21 protein-coding genes, 1 tRNA gene and 1 riboswitch are annotated in these 18,009 nt (G+C 28.7%); of the genes, 19 read left to right on the top strand and 3 right to left on the bottom strand.

Going from position 1 to position 18,009, the window contains the following annotated elements; translation table 11 throughout:
• Window positions 1–38: 38 nt before the first annotated feature.
• Window positions 39–99: riboswitch (Fluoride riboswitch) on the top strand.
• A 231-nt stretch (window positions 100–330) separates the two neighbouring features.
• Window positions 331–747 carry a fluoride efflux transporter FluC gene (locus tag CLOPA_RS09730; RefSeq protein WP_015615254.1) on the top strand — a complete coding sequence of 139 codons (417 nt, stop codon included), beginning with the start codon at window positions 331–333 and terminating at the stop codon, window positions 745–747.
• Window positions 748–812: 65 nt separating this feature from the next.
• Window positions 813–1,172 carry a fluoride efflux transporter CrcB gene (crcB, locus tag CLOPA_RS09735; protein WP_015615255.1) on the top strand — a complete coding sequence of 120 codons (360 nt, stop codon included), beginning with the start codon at window positions 813–815 and terminating at the stop codon, window positions 1,170–1,172.
• Window positions 1,173–1,359: 187 nt separating this feature from the next.
• Here the strand turns inward: crcB and CLOPA_RS09740 are convergent, their stop codons facing one another.
• A complete protein-coding gene (locus CLOPA_RS09740) occupies window positions 1,360–2,010 on the bottom strand; it encodes a DUF6483 family protein (RefSeq protein ID WP_015615256.1) in 651 nt (216 codons plus the stop codon).
• A gap of 380 nt (window positions 2,011–2,390) precedes the next feature.
• On the opposite strand from CLOPA_RS09740, the gene polA reads away from it, so the two are divergent.
• The 10 genes from polA to CLOPA_RS23730 all read left to right on the top strand — a co-directional run bounded on the left by polA (window position 2,391) and on the right by CLOPA_RS23730 (window position 11,447).
• On the top strand, window positions 2,391–5,003 hold the full coding sequence (polA, locus tag CLOPA_RS09745; RefSeq protein WP_015615257.1) for a DNA polymerase I: 2,613 nt from the start codon (window positions 2,391–2,393) through the stop codon (window positions 5,001–5,003).
• Window positions 5,004–5,030: 27 nt separating this feature from the next.
• On the top strand, window positions 5,031–5,627 hold the full coding sequence (gene coaE, locus CLOPA_RS09750) for a dephospho-CoA kinase (RefSeq protein WP_015615258.1): 597 nt from the start codon (window positions 5,031–5,033) through the stop codon (window positions 5,625–5,627).
• 9 nt (window positions 5,628–5,636) lie between these two features.
• Window positions 5,637–6,191 (top strand): lytic transglycosylase domain-containing protein, encoded by a 555-nt coding sequence (locus CLOPA_RS09755; RefSeq protein ID WP_015615259.1) that lies wholly within the window; start codon window positions 5,637–5,639, stop codon window positions 6,189–6,191.
• Between the two features lie 479 nt (window positions 6,192–6,670).
• Entirely contained in the window at window positions 6,671–7,468 is a 798-nt protein-coding gene (locus tag CLOPA_RS09760; protein WP_015615260.1) for a Cof-type HAD-IIB family hydrolase, read from the top strand.
• Window positions 7,469–7,785: 317 nt separating this feature from the next.
• A tRNA-Leu gene (locus CLOPA_RS09765) sits at window positions 7,786–7,871 on the top strand.
• Between the two features lie 71 nt (window positions 7,872–7,942).
• A complete protein-coding gene (locus CLOPA_RS09770) occupies window positions 7,943–9,130 on the top strand; it encodes a recombinase family protein (protein ID WP_172638608.1) in 1,188 nt (395 codons plus the stop codon).
• A 114-nt stretch (window positions 9,131–9,244) separates the two neighbouring features.
• A complete protein-coding gene (locus CLOPA_RS25005; protein WP_155241898.1) occupies window positions 9,245–9,550 on the top strand; it encodes a hypothetical protein in 306 nt (101 codons plus the stop codon).
• Between the two features lie 39 nt (window positions 9,551–9,589).
• A complete protein-coding gene (locus CLOPA_RS09775; RefSeq protein WP_015615261.1) occupies window positions 9,590–9,802 on the top strand; it encodes a hypothetical protein in 213 nt (70 codons plus the stop codon).
• Between the two features lie 251 nt (window positions 9,803–10,053).
• Window positions 10,054–10,683: a recombinase family protein gene (locus CLOPA_RS23725; protein ID WP_278246055.1), complete on the top strand. Its 630-nt coding sequence runs from the start codon at window positions 10,054–10,056 to the stop codon at window positions 10,681–10,683.
• A 125-nt stretch (window positions 10,684–10,808) separates the two neighbouring features.
• On the top strand, window positions 10,809–11,447 hold the full coding sequence (locus CLOPA_RS23730; protein WP_242834326.1) for a zinc ribbon domain-containing protein: 639 nt from the start codon (window positions 10,809–10,811) through the stop codon (window positions 11,445–11,447).
• A 219-nt stretch (window positions 11,448–11,666) separates the two neighbouring features.
• On the opposite strand, the gene CLOPA_RS09785 is transcribed toward CLOPA_RS23730, so the two are convergent.
• Window positions 11,667–12,251 (bottom strand): TIGR00730 family Rossman fold protein, encoded by a 585-nt coding sequence (locus CLOPA_RS09785; RefSeq protein WP_015615262.1) that lies wholly within the window; start codon window positions 12,249–12,251, stop codon window positions 11,667–11,669.
• A 57-nt stretch (window positions 12,252–12,308) separates the two neighbouring features.
• Window positions 12,309–12,764 (bottom strand): DMT family transporter, encoded by a 456-nt coding sequence (locus tag CLOPA_RS09790; protein ID WP_015615263.1) that lies wholly within the window; start codon window positions 12,762–12,764, stop codon window positions 12,309–12,311.
• Window positions 12,765–12,877: 113 nt separating this feature from the next.
• Between CLOPA_RS09790 and CLOPA_RS09795 the strand changes: the two genes are divergently transcribed.
• The 7 genes from CLOPA_RS09795 to CLOPA_RS09825 all read left to right on the top strand — a co-directional run bounded on the left by CLOPA_RS09795 (window position 12,878) and on the right by CLOPA_RS09825 (window position 17,772).
• Entirely contained in the window at window positions 12,878–13,765 is an 888-nt protein-coding gene (locus CLOPA_RS09795; protein WP_015615264.1) for a LysR family transcriptional regulator, read from the top strand.
• A gap of 40 nt (window positions 13,766–13,805) precedes the next feature.
• On the top strand, window positions 13,806–14,447 hold the full coding sequence (locus CLOPA_RS09800; RefSeq protein ID WP_015615265.1) for a lactate utilization protein: 642 nt from the start codon (window positions 13,806–13,808) through the stop codon (window positions 14,445–14,447).
• 352 nt (window positions 14,448–14,799) lie between these two features.
• Complete coding sequence (locus CLOPA_RS09805; RefSeq protein ID WP_015615266.1) at window positions 14,800–15,714, top strand: class I SAM-dependent methyltransferase; 915 nt, start codon at window positions 14,800–14,802, stop codon at window positions 15,712–15,714.
• Between the two features lie 178 nt (window positions 15,715–15,892).
• Window positions 15,893–16,309, top strand: coding sequence for a YjdF family protein (locus tag CLOPA_RS09810; RefSeq protein WP_015615267.1), 417 nt, complete (start codon window positions 15,893–15,895; stop codon window positions 16,307–16,309).
• Window positions 16,310–16,406: 97 nt separating this feature from the next.
• On the top strand, window positions 16,407–16,682 hold the full coding sequence (locus tag CLOPA_RS09815; protein ID WP_015615268.1) for a UPF0175 family protein: 276 nt from the start codon (window positions 16,407–16,409) through the stop codon (window positions 16,680–16,682).
• A 283-nt stretch (window positions 16,683–16,965) separates the two neighbouring features.
• Entirely contained in the window at window positions 16,966–17,181 is a 216-nt protein-coding gene (locus CLOPA_RS09820) for a hypothetical protein (protein WP_015615269.1), read from the top strand.
• Window positions 17,182–17,772 carry a zeta toxin family protein gene (locus CLOPA_RS09825; RefSeq protein ID WP_015615270.1) on the top strand — a complete coding sequence of 197 codons (591 nt, stop codon included), beginning with the start codon at window positions 17,182–17,184 and terminating at the stop codon, window positions 17,770–17,772. It abuts the gene before it with no gap.
• The last annotated feature ends 237 nt before the right edge of the window (window positions 17,773–18,009 follow it).

The raw sequence follows: 18,009 nt of genomic DNA on the forward strand, positions 1-18,009 counted from the left end.
AAACAGCCTTTCAGTACTATAGAAAAAGTGTTATAATATAAGTCATAGGTGATGGAGTTCGCCTTTAAATGCTTGAATGCTGATGACTCCTACAGGTCTTTTATATCTGTAGGGGTTTTTTGTACGTTTAAACATAAGGTGAAAATGATTTATTTTTGCCGAAATATAGCTGGTTGTAGAGTAGAAATATATAATTTCAATATGTATAAGGATTTTCTAATAAAAAATGAATGGAAAGGTAGTGCTATTGCTAGTTGAAAATATTGAGGTTCTGAAAATTATAAATTATACATGGGATAATAACTATGAATTAATAAGGGGAGATTTAACTTGAAAAAATATCTGTATATTGGCGGTTTTGGTTTTATAGGTGCTATAATGAGATTTACCATAAAAAATATAAACTTTCAAAATTATATTGGGCAAATACCTATAAACACATTGATTATCAATGTAACAGGAAGCTTTTTTTTAGCATTTATATTTGGTGTTACTAAAGAGAGATATAAGATAAAAGAGGAAGTTAAATTAGGTATTACTACCGGACTATTAGGTACTTATACTACTTTTTCTTCTCTGTGCAAAGAAGAAGTTAATTTAATCACAAAGGGAGAATACTATTCAGCTTCCATGTATATTTTCTTATCGCTATTACTAAGTATTATAGCTATATATGTTGCCACTGCAATATCAAAATCCATTGGAAAAAAGAATGAAGAAATTGCAGAGGAATATAAGGCGTTATAAGACAATAGAGTGGATAGGATAAGTGTAATTATGAGGATGAATATTATAACAAGGATGGTTGTAAAATGGAATATATATTAGTAGGACTAGGTGGAATTCTTGGAAGTCTATCCAGATATAAATTAGGTAAAATAGTGGCTGTAAAAGCCAAAGGTAGTTTCCCTATAGGAACTTTTCTGATAAATATAACAGGGGCTTTTTTGTTAGGATTTCTTACATCAAAAAATCCCAATAATCAAATTTATAGTTTTCTTGGAGATGGTTTTTTAGGAGCTTATACAACTTTTTCTACATTTATGTATGAAGGCTTTTCAATTTTTAGCAATAATAAGAAACTCAATGCTGTATTTTACATAGCTATTTCGCTTGTAATAGGGATAATAGGTTATTTTGCAGGATACAGTTTAGGAAGAGTAAATATATAAAAAATATACATAAATGGTATCTAACCATTTATATTAATATACTATCTTATATATAAGAGTGTATAAGAATTTGACATAAAATTCGTTAAAATAACCCAATTATATAATGTTTTCAAATAATATTTTTTACAGGAAGTTTTATAGCCTCGTAATCAGGAATAACTGAGGCTTTAATAACTTCAAAATTTTAATGACTATTTTCATAAGTATTCAAAGCTTCTAAAATTTCATTTCTTGGAAGATTACCTTTTATTAAATCATCATCATTTTTGTTTAGAAGTTCCAAGTAAAATTCTTTAAGTTCATTCTCTGTAAAATCTTTGTTATTAGCATCTTTCACAAGTTCATATAGATGATCTTCAGCTTTAGAAAATGCTCCCAGAGATTTATAAAAATAAAAGAGTTTTTTCTTATCCTCCGAGGTGGTTTCAAAGTTTTCAACAGCATCACCAATTTCCAGTGAAAGCTCTTTATAACCTTCTAATTCACACTCCAGTTTTAGTGTAAATATAGCTGAGATCAAATTAAAAGCCTTTGAATATCTGAAATAGGCTTCATTATATTTTTCTTCATTATAAAAGATATTTCCCTCTTCAAATAGAAGTACAGCAGCAATGGCACATTGTATCCCCTGGATTTCATCATTTTTTTTCATAAGATTTAGTAAATCTTTTTCAGAAACAGAATTTACAAAACTTGAACTAAATCCAAGAAATCTTTTGAAGGCTGTATCAATTAAAGCGAAAGCTTCTAATTTCAAGTTTTTTAAATTTTTTATTTGTTTTACAAGAGAAAGGAATTCTTGGGAGATTTTAGCACTATAGTCATCTTTTATCAAGTATAACACCTCAATTTCTAAGTTTTTATTTATTGTATTATAGTCTATAATAAATATTATAATAAATATAATTAATTTGTAAAATAAATATACTGTGAATTTTATAGAATATGTTTATATCTGATTATTCATAGCTTTGTTATGCATAATAAATGTGATAATATATACTTTAGTATTATGCCAAGGCATATTCAAATAAATATCTAGTCAGTATTTGCATCCTGCTACGTTAACAGAACCCTTAGATAACTCACTATCTGCGGAACCTGTTTCCTTATAGGATCTAAAATATACGTGACGTTTTTGACTTACTATTTATTTTCTTATGACTAAGTTTTATTTAAATAAACGAAATCCTAGATTGGAGAAGTGATTAAATTATGGAAAGATTGCTTATATTAGATAGCAATAGTCTTATGAACAGAGCTTTCTATGCGATACCTGCCCTTAATAATGCAGAGGGATTAAATACAAATGCTATTTATGGTTTTATAAATATGCTCTTTAAAATGAGAGAGGAATTAAAGCCTGATTACATAGTTGCAACTTTTGATAAAAAAGCTCCCACTTTTAGACATAAGGAGTACAAAGATTATAAGGCTGGAAGGAAGAAAATGCCCCCAGAGCTTGCAGAACAATTTCCAGTAGTTAAGGAACTTCTTGAAAAGTTGGCTATAAACATATTTGAAATTGAAGGCTTTGAAGCAGACGATTTAATAGGAACCCTGGCTTCCTTTTCAAGAGATCGTGGAATAGAAGTTTACATAGTTACAGGAGATAGAGATGCACTTCAACTGGCAGAGGATAATGTAAAGATAGTTATAAATAAAAAGGGTATGACTGAAAAGGAAATTTATGATAAGGACAGAATGCTTCTGGACTATGGTGTTACTCCTAAGCAGTTTATAGATGTAAAGGGACTTATGGGAGACAGCTCGGACAATATTCCAGGAGTGCCTGGCATTGGAGAAAAAACGGCACTTAAGCTTATAAAAGAATATGACAGTGTGGAAAATGTTCTTATGAACATAGAAAATATAAGCGGGAAAAAGATTAAGGAAAATCTCATGGAGTATAGTGAACAGGCAGTATTTAGTAAAAAACTTGCAACTATAATAACTAATGTTCCAATAGAAATAGATTTAGAGTCTATAAAATCAAAAGACAATTTTGATGTAAAAGCTGTAAGAAAAATGTTTTTAAAGCTTGAATTCAAAAGTCTCATGAATAAAATTCCTGATTCAGAGGAGGAAGAGGCTGTAATTGAAGTAAAAGCAGATTATGAAGTTTTGGATACTATAGAAAAACTTAAAAAGTTTACTTCCTCAGTAAAAGACGCTATATATATCCTATTCGAAAATGAAAATGAGAATGTATACTCTAAAAGTGTTATAAAGAAAATATATGTGAATCTACAGGATAAAAACTATGTAATTGACTATGATAAGCTTTTTAAAGCTGATTCAGAAGAATTGAAACTAGTTCTAAAATCGGTTTTTGAAAATGAAGAAATAGACAAAATAATTCATGATGCTAAAATACCTTATACTATACTTGATAAAATAGGTATTTCATTAAAGGGGTTGATTTTTGACACAAAAATAGCGGCTTATCTTATTGACCCTGCTAAAAGTGAATACCAATTAAATGGCTTAATAAGGGATAGCTTAAATATAGATATAAAGGATGAAGATGAGCTCCTTAGAGTAAAAGAAGTACAATATCTAAAAGCTATATATGAGGATTTAAGTGCAAAGATTAAGCTTTTAAATATGGAAGAATTATTTTATGATGTGGAAGAACCCTTAATAGAAGTGCTTTCTTCTATGGAAGGTAGGGGCTTTAAGGTTGACAGGGTAAAGCTTAATGAATTGGGAGAGCAATTCAGTGAAAAAATACAGCAGACTCAGGAGGAAATCTATAGTATTTCTGGAGAGGAGTTTAATATAAGCTCTCCAAAGCAGCTTGGTAAAATTCTATTTGAAAAGCTTGATTTACCTGTGATTAAAAAGACCAAAACAGGTTATTCCACCAATGCAGAGGTGCTGGAAAAGTTAAGGGATAAGCATCCTATTATAGATAAAATAACTTACTATAGGCAGCTTACAAAATTGTATTCTACTTATGTGGAGGGTTTAAAAGCTGTTATTGATGTGGATGATAAAATACACTCCAGCTTTAATCAAACAGTTACAACTACAGGAAGACTTTCAAGCACAGAACCTAACCTTCAGAATATACCTATAAAACATGAAATGGGGAGAGAGATAAGAAAGGTATTTATACCTGACAGCTCAGAATGTGTAATTTTGTCTGGAGATTATTCGCAAATAGAACTAAGGGTGCTTGCTCATATTGCCGATGATGAAAATCTAATAAATGCCTTTAAACATCATAGTGATATACATACTAAAACTGCATCAGAGGTGTTTAATGTGCCAATTGATCAGGTAACGCCACTTATGAGAAGTAATGCAAAGGCAGTTAATTTTGGTATAGTTTACGGCATCGGGGATTTTAGTCTTGCACAAGACCTTAAAATAACCAAAAGTAAAGCGAAAGAATATATAGATACCTATTTTGCAAGATATCCTAATGTAAAAAAATATCTGGAAGATATTGTTGTTAAGGCAAAGGAAGAACTATATGTTACAACTATATTAAATAGAAGAAGATATATTCCAGAAATAAAGGCAAGAAATAAAATGGTAGCTTCCTTTGGTGAAAGACTCGCCATGAATACCCCTATACAGGGAAGTGCAGCAGATATAATTAAACTTGCAATGGTAAAGGTATATGAAAAACTTAACAAAGAAAAATTAAAGAGCACTATTATACTTCAGGTTCATGATGAACTTATTTTGAATGTATATAAGGATGAACTAGAAAAAGTAAAAAAACTGGTTAAGGATGAAATGGAAAACGCAATAGAATTAAAGGTTCCATTAGAAGTAGATATAAATATAGGGGAAACCTGGTACGAAGCAAAATAATGAATTAAGAATTGAGGATGATGGGTTATGTTAAAGGTAGGACTTACAGGAGGCATTGGAAGTGGAAAGAGTACTGTAGCCAGAATGTTTAAGGAAAGATCTATTCCAGTTATAGATGCGGATGTCATTGCAAGAGAAGTTTTAAATCTGTATCCAGAGCTATTGCAGGAGATAAAAAATGAATTTGGCAGTGAGTTCTTTGATGAAGATGGAAGGCTTTTAAGAAGGAAATTAGGAGATTATGTTTTTACATCAGAGCCTAAAAGAAAAAGACTGGAAGAAATTATAATGCCCTATATAAAAAAGGATATATTTAAGCATATGAAGCTATATGAGGATTTAAAAGAAAATATATGTATTCTAGATGCTCCAATTTTAATTGAAACAGGTATAAATAATGATATGGATATTAATGTTTTAGTATGGGTTGATAAAGATACTCAAATCAAAAGAGTTATGGACAGAGATAAGATGAGTTTAGATCAGGTGATGAACAGAATAAATGCACAGATGCCCTTAGATGAAAAGAAGAAGCATGTAGATATTGTAATAGATACCAGTGTTGATATAGATTATACTGAGACTCAGGTTAAAAAATTATTGACATCGCTAGATATAATATAGGAGGAAAGAATGAGGGGAAAAAGTTTGCTGCTTACATTTATAGTAGTAGTGATAATTATTACAGCAGCATTAAATGTAAAAACAATAGGAAAACATTATTATCCTATAAAATATTCTAAATTCATATACGAATATTCTACTAAGTATAATTTAGATCCCTATTATGTGGCAGCTATTGCCAAAACGGAAAGTAATTATAATTCAAATGCTAAATCAAATAAAAATGCCTATGGAATAATGCAAATAACCCCGGAAACAGGAGCATGGGCAGCGGAAAAAATGGGTCTCAAAGATTTTAGCACTGAAAAGCTCTATGATCCGGAATATAACATAAGAATGGGATGTTGGTATTTAAACAATCTTAAAGAGGAATTTGGAAGCTTGGATCTAGTAGCAGCTGCTTATAATGGTGGCAGAGGAAACGTTAAGTCCTGGCTAAATAATATGGAACATTCAAAGGATGGAAAAAATCTTCATTATATACCATTTCCGGAGACAGCTAAGTATGTGAATAAAATAAAAGTAAATTATAATATATATAAGTGGCTGTATAGTAATCAGTAGTTTGAAAAGAAATTTTTAAATTAATATTATAAATAGCTTGAAGATGAGCTTTAATACTGAAATATAAAGTATTGAAGCTCATCTTTAAATTTTAAGTAAAGTTTTAAATATATAAATAAAATTATACTTTCAAGATTAACATATATTCAGCAAATAATACTCATAATCATTCATCACTGTATTTTGTCTGTAAAAATTTTTTATAAAGATAATTAGGTATTATTGGTTTGCTAGATTGCTTGTGGAAGTGAGGATTAAATAATTTATTATTAGTAAAATGCTTCAATTATTTTGTTTTATTTTTGTAATTGATTACATAGAATAATATGGTATAATTCTATATAAGGCATTGTAAATAACTAGTTAGTACACTAGTCTATTTGGGTGTTGGTATTTACTTTTATATGCCTTTGTTAGAGTGGCAATATAAAGGTAAAATCTGTATCTTATAACTAAGTATAAAATAAAGGGGAAAAATTATGAAGAAAGCAATATTTTTTGATATAGACGGAACGTTAATAGACTGCCCAAAGGGTATAAATGAAATTAGTCCAAGAGTAAAAAAATCTATTAAGACATTACAAAATGAAGGAAATTATGTTTTTATTGCAACGGGTAGACCCTATGCCTTTATATATAAAGAATTACTAGATTTTGGTTTTGATGGCTTTGTACTCACCAATGGCGCACAAGTAATAGTTAAAAACAAAGCAATATATAAACAACAAATCAATAAAAATTTTGTAAAAAAATTAATTTATGATCTTGAAAAATTTGATATCCAGTATATATTACAAGGAGAAATATATTCATATATAAAGGAAAAGTATAGAGAGTTATATTCATATTATGACAGTTTCTATATACCTAGGAAATATATAAAAAGTGAATACAATATTGAAGATATCGCTACCTATAAGATAGAAATGTTGTGTAAAAATAAAGAAGGGACAGACTATTGTCTATCACTGGAAAATGAAGAATATGATTATATTCATAATTCGTCACCTAATGTTTTTGAATTTTATTCTAAAAAAGACACAAAAGCATCTGGAATAATAAAGGTATTGGAGCATTTAAATATTCCTATAAATAATAGCTATGCCTTTGGAGACGGTAAAAATGATATAGAAATGCTAAAAACTGTTGGATGTGGAATTGCTATGGGAAATGCTGGTGATGAAGTGAAAAATTATGCTAAAGAAATAACAGATGAAGTTGAAAATGATGGAATAGCAGTAGGTATAGAAAAATTTATACTAGATAAAAGTATATGAAATTGCCAATAATTATAATCTTCAATTCTGCAATTAATCTAGCAAACCGTTCATAAATGTTGTATATACAAATAATTAGCTTTTGTAAATGGAAGAAAATTTATTTCCATAGGGAGATAATTTCGTATGAGGAAGATATTGGACGCTTTATTAATTATAATTTAGTTAAACTTTGAAAATTAGTCTGATAGATAAAAAAGTATTGACTAAAGTAAATCTATATAATATAATCTATACCATGGTTGTTTACAGGAGACGGACAGACTATGTAATAGAGATAGTTGTTTTTAGTAAAAATCATAGGAAGTTTAATATAAGCGAGAGTGCTGGAATTGGCAGACAGGCTACTTTGAGGGGGTAGTATCCATTGGGTGTACGGGTTCAAGTCCCGTCTTTCGCACCAAAATGTATAATAAAATCATGGAATATGCATATAATAATGCTTATTCCATGATTTTATTTTTTGGAGGAAAAATGAATAATAAAAGAAAAGCCTATGGATATGTAAGATTATCTAATGATGAAGATAAAAAGCAAAATTCACTACAAAACCAAAAAAGGATTCTTATAGATTATGCAGAAAATAATGAATATAATTTAATTAAAATTTTTGAAGATGATAATGTATCAGGAACGAATTTTAATAGAAAAGGAATATATGAATTAATAAAAGAAGTAGAAAATGGAGATGTAGATATTGTTCTTATCAAAGATTTATCAAGAATAGGAAGAAACAAGGTTTATTCTTCAATTTTTTTAGAATATCTAAGACGATTAAATGTAAGGGTTGTATCTATAACGGAAAGTCTTGATAATTTTAATGATAATGATTACATGTTAATTAGTTTTAAACAAATGTTAAATGAACAATATGTTGAAGATACAAGTAAGAAAATAAAAGCTGGTTTTGAACAAAAGCAAAAGGATGGATTAGTTATAATACCACCATTTGGATATAAGAAAAATTTAAAAACAAAGAAGATAGAAATAAATCATGAATGTGCTGAAATTGTAAGAAAAATATACAATTTATATATTGATGGGAATGGAATAAAAAAGATAGCTTCGTTATTGACATTACAAGGTATTCACACACCATCTTGGTATCAGAAGCAAATATACGATAAGATATATCAACCAGGGAAAAAATGGATTGAACAAGATTTCTGGAGTGATAGAACTATTTCAACAATACTTGAAAATGAAGCTTATATAGGAACTTTAAGATGCGGAGTATCGGAAAGATCTGTAATCTATAGATACAAGAAAAGATTGCCTAGAGAGGAACATATCATTCATAGAGGATTCTATCCATCTATAATAACAGATGCACTATGGGAAAAAGTTCAAGATATAAAGAAAAATAAGCCAAATAATAGAGATAAAAATATTAAAAATTCAAGAATACATAAATATGCAGGATTATTAATATGTAGAGATTGTGGAGCTAGCTTTGTAGCTAAAAATCGATTTTGTAATAGCAAAAAATATGTTGAATATGTGTGTAATGCCTATCATAGATATGGAAATAATGTTTGTTCTTCCCATAGGATAAAAGAAAAAGATATAGATATTATGTTATACAATTATTTAAAAAGTGTGAGAAAGGCTGTGGGAAAAAATGTTTTTGGAATGGCTGATTTCATTAAAAAATTTGATTAAGGAAAGCCCAATTATTCAAATGAATTTTATAAAATACAATATGAAGTAACAAATTTAAAAAATGAAATAAAAGAATATGCAAAACAACTTGCAAGAAATTTAATTACAGAAGACTTGTTTAAAGAACTAACAAGAGAGAACAGTGAGAAAATTTTATTATTAGAAAAACAAATAGATAGCTTAGTAGATATTAATAAAATCAGTAAAGATGCAAAGCTATTACTAAAACAGGCAATAATTTTGTTAGACAAAATTTTAGAAAAACAGGAAATTAATAACGAGGATATACAAATATTAATTAATGAAATTTCAATAAAAGACAATAAAAACGGGACGTTAGATTTTCAAGTAAAACTGAATAATTCATTGGAAAAGAATACAAGTTTATTTGAGGTTTTTACTAAAATGATAAGCTATTGATAGATATATTTATGATGATTTAATTATGATGATTTAATTATGGATATAAGAGAAAGTTTAGCCTACAGTAAAGATTTAATTACTGAAAAGTTAAAAAATGAAAGCGATTTAAGTGTTATGTCATTAATTATAGAAGATAATCATCCAAGAATAAATAAAGTTGTACATAAATATGATGGAACTTCTAAGTGGGAGGACATTCTAGAAAAGATAATTATTAATCACTTAAAATCAGATGAATTGCTTGATTAAGCAAAAATAGAATTATATCATGTGATGAACCAAGAAGGAACGCCATTTAGACGTTCCTTTATTTAAAAGGGGAGGAATAAAATGAATGCTTATGGATATGTAAGAATTTCAAGAGATGAAGATAATAAAAAAGAAAGTATAGAAACTGAAAAAAAGTTATAGAAGATTTTGCAAAAGAGCAGGGTTTTATTTTAAATGAGGTTTTTGAGGATAACAATGTAAGTGGATATACATTTGAAAGACCGTAACTACTGCAATTAAAGGAATTAATAGAAAATAAAAAGGTAGATATATTAGTAGCAAAAGATCTTTCAAGAATAGGCAGACATAATGCAAAGACACTTTTGTTTTTAGATTACTTAGATGAACATAATGTAAGGCTTATGCTTAAAAATGATAATTATGATAGCGATAGTGATGATGATTCAATAATTGGAATAAAAACCTGGTACAATGAAATGTATTTAAAAGATTTGAGTAAAAAGATAAAAACTAATATAAAGCAAAAACAAAAGGAAGGGCTTGTTATAGTACCTAATTATGGATATATGAAAGACCCTAATAATCCTAAAAAAATAATAGTTGATGAGGATGTAGTTGATACAATAAAATTAATATTTAGACTTTACATAGAAGGAATGGGCTGTACAAAAATAGCCCATTATTTAAATGAAAAACATGTAGAAACTCCATCAATTCATAAGATGAAAAAATTTGATTTTGGATGGAAACCTGACTGGACTCAAAAGGAATTGTGGTATGCAACTAGTGTTAAAAGAATACTACATAATGATGCTTACATAGGAACATTAAGATGTGGAGTTACAAGGCTTATAAAGATGAAAGGGAAAAAGGTTAGAGTTCCAAAAGAAGATCAATAGTTCACGAAAATTACTTTGAGCCGATAATAAGTAAAGAAGATTTTGAATTAGTTAAGGTTCTTGCTGAAAGTAGATACAATAATAGCATAAGAGCCAAGAACCAAAGAATACATAGATATGCAGGTATATTAAAATGCGGAGACTGCAATAAGGGATTTGTAGCAAGAAAAAATAAGACAAAAAATTATGAACATAAAATTACATATGTATGTGCTACTTTTCATAGATATGGCTCAGAATTGTGCAATGGACACAGGCTATTTGAAAGTGATATTGATGAACTTGTACTTGATGAAATCAAAGGGTTACTACATAATGCAAAGATAAATCTTGATAATATAGATAAAAACATAGAGGAAAAAAGAAATAAGCGTAAGGACTATGATAAAGGCATTGAAATATTAAAAATTAAAGTTGCAGAACAAAAGGAAGAAATTAAGAATTATGCAAAGCAGCTTGCCAAAGGATTAATTGGTGAAGAAATATTTGAAGAATTGACTAGTGAAGCAAAAGTGGAACTGGATAAATTAGAAAAGCTCTTAGTCGAGGCAGAAAATTCAAGAGATAATCATGCAAATGACAAGGAAAAGATAATAAAGTGCATTGAGGTTTTGCAGAAGATATTAGATAAAAATAAACTCACCAATGCGGATGTTACAATGCTTATTGAAAAGATAGTGGTAACTGAAACGGACGAAGTAGGTAAATATAATATGCCAAAGCTGGATATTGAGATTAACTGGAATACATCGTTTATTATTTAATAGTCATGAAATTATGATATATTTTGGAACAAAATAGTAATTATTACAGTTTGATGATTATTTATGATATAATTTAAAAAAGTAAACCAAATTATAAGTTAATTTAATGAGCAATTGTAAGAAATGTTGAATTAAATATTAAACAATAGATAGTTGACTTTAAATTAAATAGTCAACTATCAATATTTTTGTTGTAGGTATTTTAAACAGAAAGTAAAGTTATTTACAGGATAATTCACGCCATTTATTTCCCATTATCGGTGGGATATAGATTTTCATTTTTTCTATTAATAGTGAAGGGTTGTCAGAAATTGAAATAAGTTTAATATTTGATTTACTCATAAACCCTTCAGTACATATATTTTGAATCATATGTAAAAGAGAGTCAAAGAAATTTGATATATTTAATATACCAATAGATTTTTTATGGATACCAAGCTGAGCCCAACTAAGCATTTCAAATAGTTCTTCAAAAGTGCCCAGTCCACCAGGAAGCGCTATGAAGCCATCAGAAAGTTCAGCCATAGTTTGTCTTCTTTCATGCATGTTTTCAACTTCAATAAGCCTAGTTAAATTTTTATGAACCATTTCACTGGAAAAAAGTCCTTTAGGCATAACCCCAATAACTTTTCCATTATTTCTTAAAACCTCATTTGATATTACGCCCATAAGTCCTATTCTTGAACCACCATATACTAATTCAATTTCGCTTTTAGCTAATATTTTTCCAAGTAGTTTAGCATTTTCTTTATATTCTGGACGGAACCCTAGATTAGAGCCAGAATAAACACAGATTCTTTTCATAGATATTACCTCCTGTAAAGATGTTTTATGTATTAAAATCTAAGTATAAATTTTTTATTAATGAGTTTGAATAATATAAACACCTAAGACTAACAAAATAACACCTAGAGATCTTAGTGGAGTTAGTAAATGAATTTGATTGCCTAATAATCCAAAATGATCAAATATGACGGCAAGGATTATTTGACCACATATAATAAGACTAAACATATTGGCAAATCCAATTTTAGAAGAAGTGAATATGGTTGTAAATATATAAAATGCTCCTAATAATCCTCCTATGAACATCCACCAACTTGTATTTTTAATATTATTAGCAGTAGGTAATGTGCTAGAACCATTTAATACTGTAAAGAAGAATACTATTGCAAGACCTAGTGTCCCTACACCAAAGCTAATGAGGGATGAAAGTATAGGGTTTCCTATTTTTGAACGAAGTTCTCCATTTATACCAACCTGTAAAGTCAAGGCAAATCCAGATACTAATGATAGTAAGTAATATGTAAATATCATACTATAACCTCCAATACTTTTATTTGTTGATTAACTTTCATAAAGCAATTATAATTAATATACTGGTATAAGTAAAATTAATATTTAATATAGGAGGTATATTAAATTTTTATATGCATATTAATCTTGAACTTTACAGAATTTTTTATATTACTGCCAAATTAGGAAGTATATCTAAAGCAGCAAAAGAACTTTTCACATCACAGCCGGCAGTTAGCCAGTCTATAAAATTATTAGAGGAAAATTTAGAAGGACAATTATTTCATAGAACGTCAAGAGGAGTTTCTCTTACCTTAGAGGGTGAGGTATTATTCAAATATATAGAGCAGGGTTATGGACTTATGCAGACCGCAGAAAGAAAATTTTTAGAACTAAAAAATCTTAATTTGGGTCAGGTAAGAATAGCTGTATGCAGTACAATATGTAAATATTATCTTATGAAATATTTGGAAACATATAACTTAGCATTTCCGAATATAAAAATTTACGTCAAGGATCAGTCAACACAAAAAATAGTCCAAGCATTAGAGTCAGGTGAGATAGATATAGGAATTTTAAATATGAACATAAAGAACAATGATTCTATTAGTATTATTAAAACATTTAAAATACAAGACTGTTTTGTAGTGGGGGAAAAATACAAATATATTTGCGAGAGAAAGATAACGTTGAATAAATTGGTAGATAATTATCCCATTATTATGCTGGAGAAAGGTGGCAATACTAGAAATTATATAGATAATTATTTTAGTACATATGGACTAAAAGTATTGCCGCAAATAGAGTTAAGTAATATGGAACTATTGATTGAATTTGCTAAAAAAGGATTGGGAGTTTCTTGTGTTATAAAAAATTATATTCAAAGGGAATTGGAGCAAAAACAATTATATGAAATTTCTATTAAAGAAAAAATTCCTGAAAGAATTATGGGAATAGCAATAAAGAAAGATATTCCTATGTCTACAGCCGCAGAGAGGTTTATCAAATTTATTAAAGATTAGATTATTTATTTAGAAATTTAGTTATAGGAGTGAGATGAATATGGATATAAACGTTTCATGGTATATTGAGAAGCAAGTTGAGAGAACTATAAAAAACCTAAATAACCGTAACATGGAAGGATATTATATTAATAATAGAGAGATGCTATTTCACAAATTAAAAGAGCTTATAGTTAAAGGTTCTACAGTTGGTGTAGGAGACTCAATGACTCTTTTTGAAACTGGAGTAATAGATTTTTTAAGAAGTGGAAATTTTAATTTTTTAGACAAATATGAAGATAAATTGACAAGTGATGATAAAAGAGAGATATATATTAAAAATTTTTCTGCTGATACTTTCATTTGTAGCACAAATGCAATAACTGAAGGTGGTGAATTATATAATATTGATGGAAATGGAAGTAGAGTTGCTCCAATGCTCTATGGTCCTAAACAAGTTATTTTTGTAATTGGGATAAATAAAATTGTTAAAAATATAGAAGAAGCTGAGAAAAGAGTAAGGGACTATGCTGCCCCAATTGATGCAAAAAGATTAAATAAGGATACACCTTGTGCAAAGCTTGGATATTGTGTTGATTGCAAAAGTGAAAATAGAATTTGTAATGATTTTGTGGTAATTAGAGGGCAGTTTATTAAGAGAAGAATAAAGGTATTAATTGTTGGAGATGTTTTAGGTTATTAAAAAATTGAGTATGTTGTCTTTGAAATGTTAAAAGTCTACGTTATATCCGTTAAGGTGAGATACATGATAAGTAATGACTGATATTTAATTTAGTTCATAAATTTCTAATAGGTTGAATTAAGTAATGATTATCATACTAGTGTGATATAGTAAAATAATGTGTGCTAAGGATTATTTATAATATTTAGAATACACTTTATTGTTTTATTCTATTAAAAAAGCCGCTACTTTAAATGTAACGGCTTTGTAAATTCTTTGTTTCTATACCTCTAATATACCATAAAACGGTAAAAAAGTCAAATCTTATAATGTTAGTACGAAAGTAGTATAAAGTATTAGAGGTGATAATTTTATGGAACAAAAAAGCATGACAGCACTCGTAAGTGCTTTTTCAAGAGCGTATCATTCAACGCAAAATACAGATAAAGTATTTGATGATTATTTTGCAAAAAAAATCTTAACGCAGAATGAATACGAACAAATAGCAAATAATATGTCAAAAGGAATAGGTTTCTTCAATCCAACTTTTGTGGGTACACAGGAGGAGGCTTTGCGATGGATTGTTAATAATCAGTTATCTCCATCTCCGCTAGGTAGAGCAGCATTTGCAGAAAAATCACTTGAAAGTGCTATACAAATTGGGGCAAAGCAGTATTTGATTTTTGCTGCCGGATATGACACATTTGCATATCGCCAGACTGACTGGGCATCGAAAATTCAAATCTTTGAAATTGACCACCCAGCTACCGGTGCTGACAAGCAAAAACGCATTCAATCAGTATCAGCAGAAAGGCCTGCAAATCTACACTATGTGTCTGCAGATTTTAGAGAAAACAATTGGCAAAGCAACTTGCTTGGCTGTGCGCAATTTGATCAAAGTAAAATTAGCTTTTGCAGTTTGCTTGGAATAAGTTATTATTTGTCTAAGCAGGTCTTTAAAGAAACAATCAATACGATTTCAAGCTTTGTGCCAAAAGGCAGCAGTATTGTTTTTGATTATCCTGATGAGGATACTTACACTGATAAAGCTGGAGAACGAGCCAAAAAGCAAGCAGCGATGGCTGGTGCTGCAAACGAAAAAATGCTTGCAAGCTATTCTTATATGGAATTGGAAAAGCTATTAGCCGATAGTAATTTTTTGATTTATGAGCATTTGACACCTAATGAAATAACAGACCAGTATTTCAAAAAATATAATGAAGCAAATCCAAAGCATCCAATGACAGCTTTTGATAATGTAAATTATTGTTTGGCTGTCAAAAGATAAAAACAAACTTGATAAATTGCGCATCAGGCTATATTTATTGTATTGTATAATTAGAGATAAAAACACAGTTTCGGTTGGTAGTCCGAACCTATCTATATGCTTATAGATAGAAGTATCCTTCCCTCCTGGGGTCGTCCATTCTCTATGTTCAATTTTATTTTACAGGAGGAAATTTTAAATGAAAATTAGCATTAAATTTACCGTATTTTTTGAAGGTGTATTTTGGGTAGGTGTTTTTGAGAGAGTATCTGGAGAAAAATATGAAGTTTCAAAGGTTATATTTGGTATTGAGCCAAAAGATTACGAAGTGTATGATTTTGTATTAAAAAACTTTTATAGTTTAAAGTTCAGTAATTCCTTATCAATTGCCGAATCTAAAAATAAAAAAATAAACCCTAAAAGACTTCAAAGGGAAATTAAAAAAGAAACAGAAAATAGTGGAGTAGGAACTAAAGCACAACTTGCTATAAAATTACAATATGAAGCAAACAAGGAAGAAAGAAGAAAAAATTCAAAGAAAAAAAATGAACAAGAAAAAGAGCGGCAATTTGAATTACGACAACGAAAGAAGAAGGAAAAACATAATGGGCATTAATTCTTTATAATGTATAGTGCATAATTTTTATTTAATATACTTTAAATTTAAATTAATTATCCTATAGGGTATAATTATAATTAAGGGTGTGAAATAAATGGGTGCTGAAAAAATAAAAGTTGACTTGAATTTATCTAATGATTTAATACCTCTTTTAAAAGAGCTCGGACTTTCAAAATCTTTAAATGATATAACAATATCAATAGCTATAGCATTGTTTACGAGTAAATCAGTGTCCCTTGCTCGTGCAGCTGAAATATCAGAAATGGATCTTTCAGATTTTATTACTTTACTCAAAAATAAAAATATACCGTGGAATGAATACACAGAAGATGAATTTCATCTTGATGAAATTGCATTAAAAGATTTTTAAGAGTAATCCACTTTTAATCTGTTGAAATTTTTTTGGTTAGGTAAATTTAATAAAAAACTACCATGACATAACGCCACCTTGAGGGGCGTGTGTCGAAGACGTACGGGTTCAAGTCCCGTCACCTGCACCAAATGGAACTACTCATGGAATATGGGTAGTTTTTGTTGTAAATATGATATAATAATAGTAAATTAAAGATTGTAAAGAAATAATGATTTATATATGAAATAATTCTAATATATAATAAAATATATAGATTTAATTTTAAAAGAAGGTGATATTAATGCTTGATTACAAGGCTATGAATACCATTATTGAAGAAGCAATAGAAAATGAGAAGAAAAAAAGTTTTGATTTGGGAATTCCATGGACGTATGGTGACTCCACAGGTACATTAATTATAGAAGAATATAAAAATGGTGCAAAAAAAATATATAAAAAATTTGGCGATGAATTAAAATTGATAAAAGTTGAACCAGGAAAAGAAGGAGTAAATTAAATGCCAAGACTATTAATCATTGCTGGAGTAAATGGTTCAGGTAAAAGCACCTTATACAATCAAATGGAAAAGGTTATGAAAGTTGGCACGAAAATAAACGCTGATGATATTGCTAAAAGTCTTGGGGACTTTAATGACAGAAATATTCAATTTAAAGCAGGAAAAAAAGCTATAAAATTATTTAATGATTGTATAACTTCAAAAATTGATTTTAATTTTGAGACAACATTATCTGGTAAAAATATATTTAGAAAAATTGAAATTGCTAAGGCAAATGGATATATTATTGACATAATATATATTGCTATCGATAAGGAGACTTCTAAACTAAGAATTAGCAATAGGGTTTTAAAGGGAGGACATAATATTTCAAGTAAAGATGTAGAACGAAGATATGATAAATCAATAAACAATTTTACTGATAACATAGATATGTTTAATAATGTCTATTTTTATGAAAATGAGGATTCAAAGCATAAACTGATTTTTTGTATTGAAGAGAATAAGATTAAGTATATAGAAAATCATAGTCCTAAATGGATAGAAAGAAAGTTTAATATTAATAAATTGTTGAGTAAGTTTGAAAGATAATTTTAATGAATAATTGGTGGTAATAGGTTGTTGAGTTTTGTAGTTTTTTTATATTAAAATATTTTATTTTGACAGTGACAAGGCATTTGGAGTGCGTGGTAAGGCTATATAAGGCATAGAACCATTGAAAATACTAGGTTTTTGAATGATGAGAATATGCTAACGCAGACAATAAACATAGGGTAGGGTTGAGTAGGGGAACATAAAAATTCTTTATGTTATTTTCCTACACACGGC

It is taken from the genome of Clostridium pasteurianum BC1, from assembly GCF_000389635.1.
Taxonomy (GTDB): domain Bacteria; phylum Bacillota; class Clostridia; order Clostridiales; family Clostridiaceae; genus Clostridium_I; species Clostridium_I pasteurianum_A.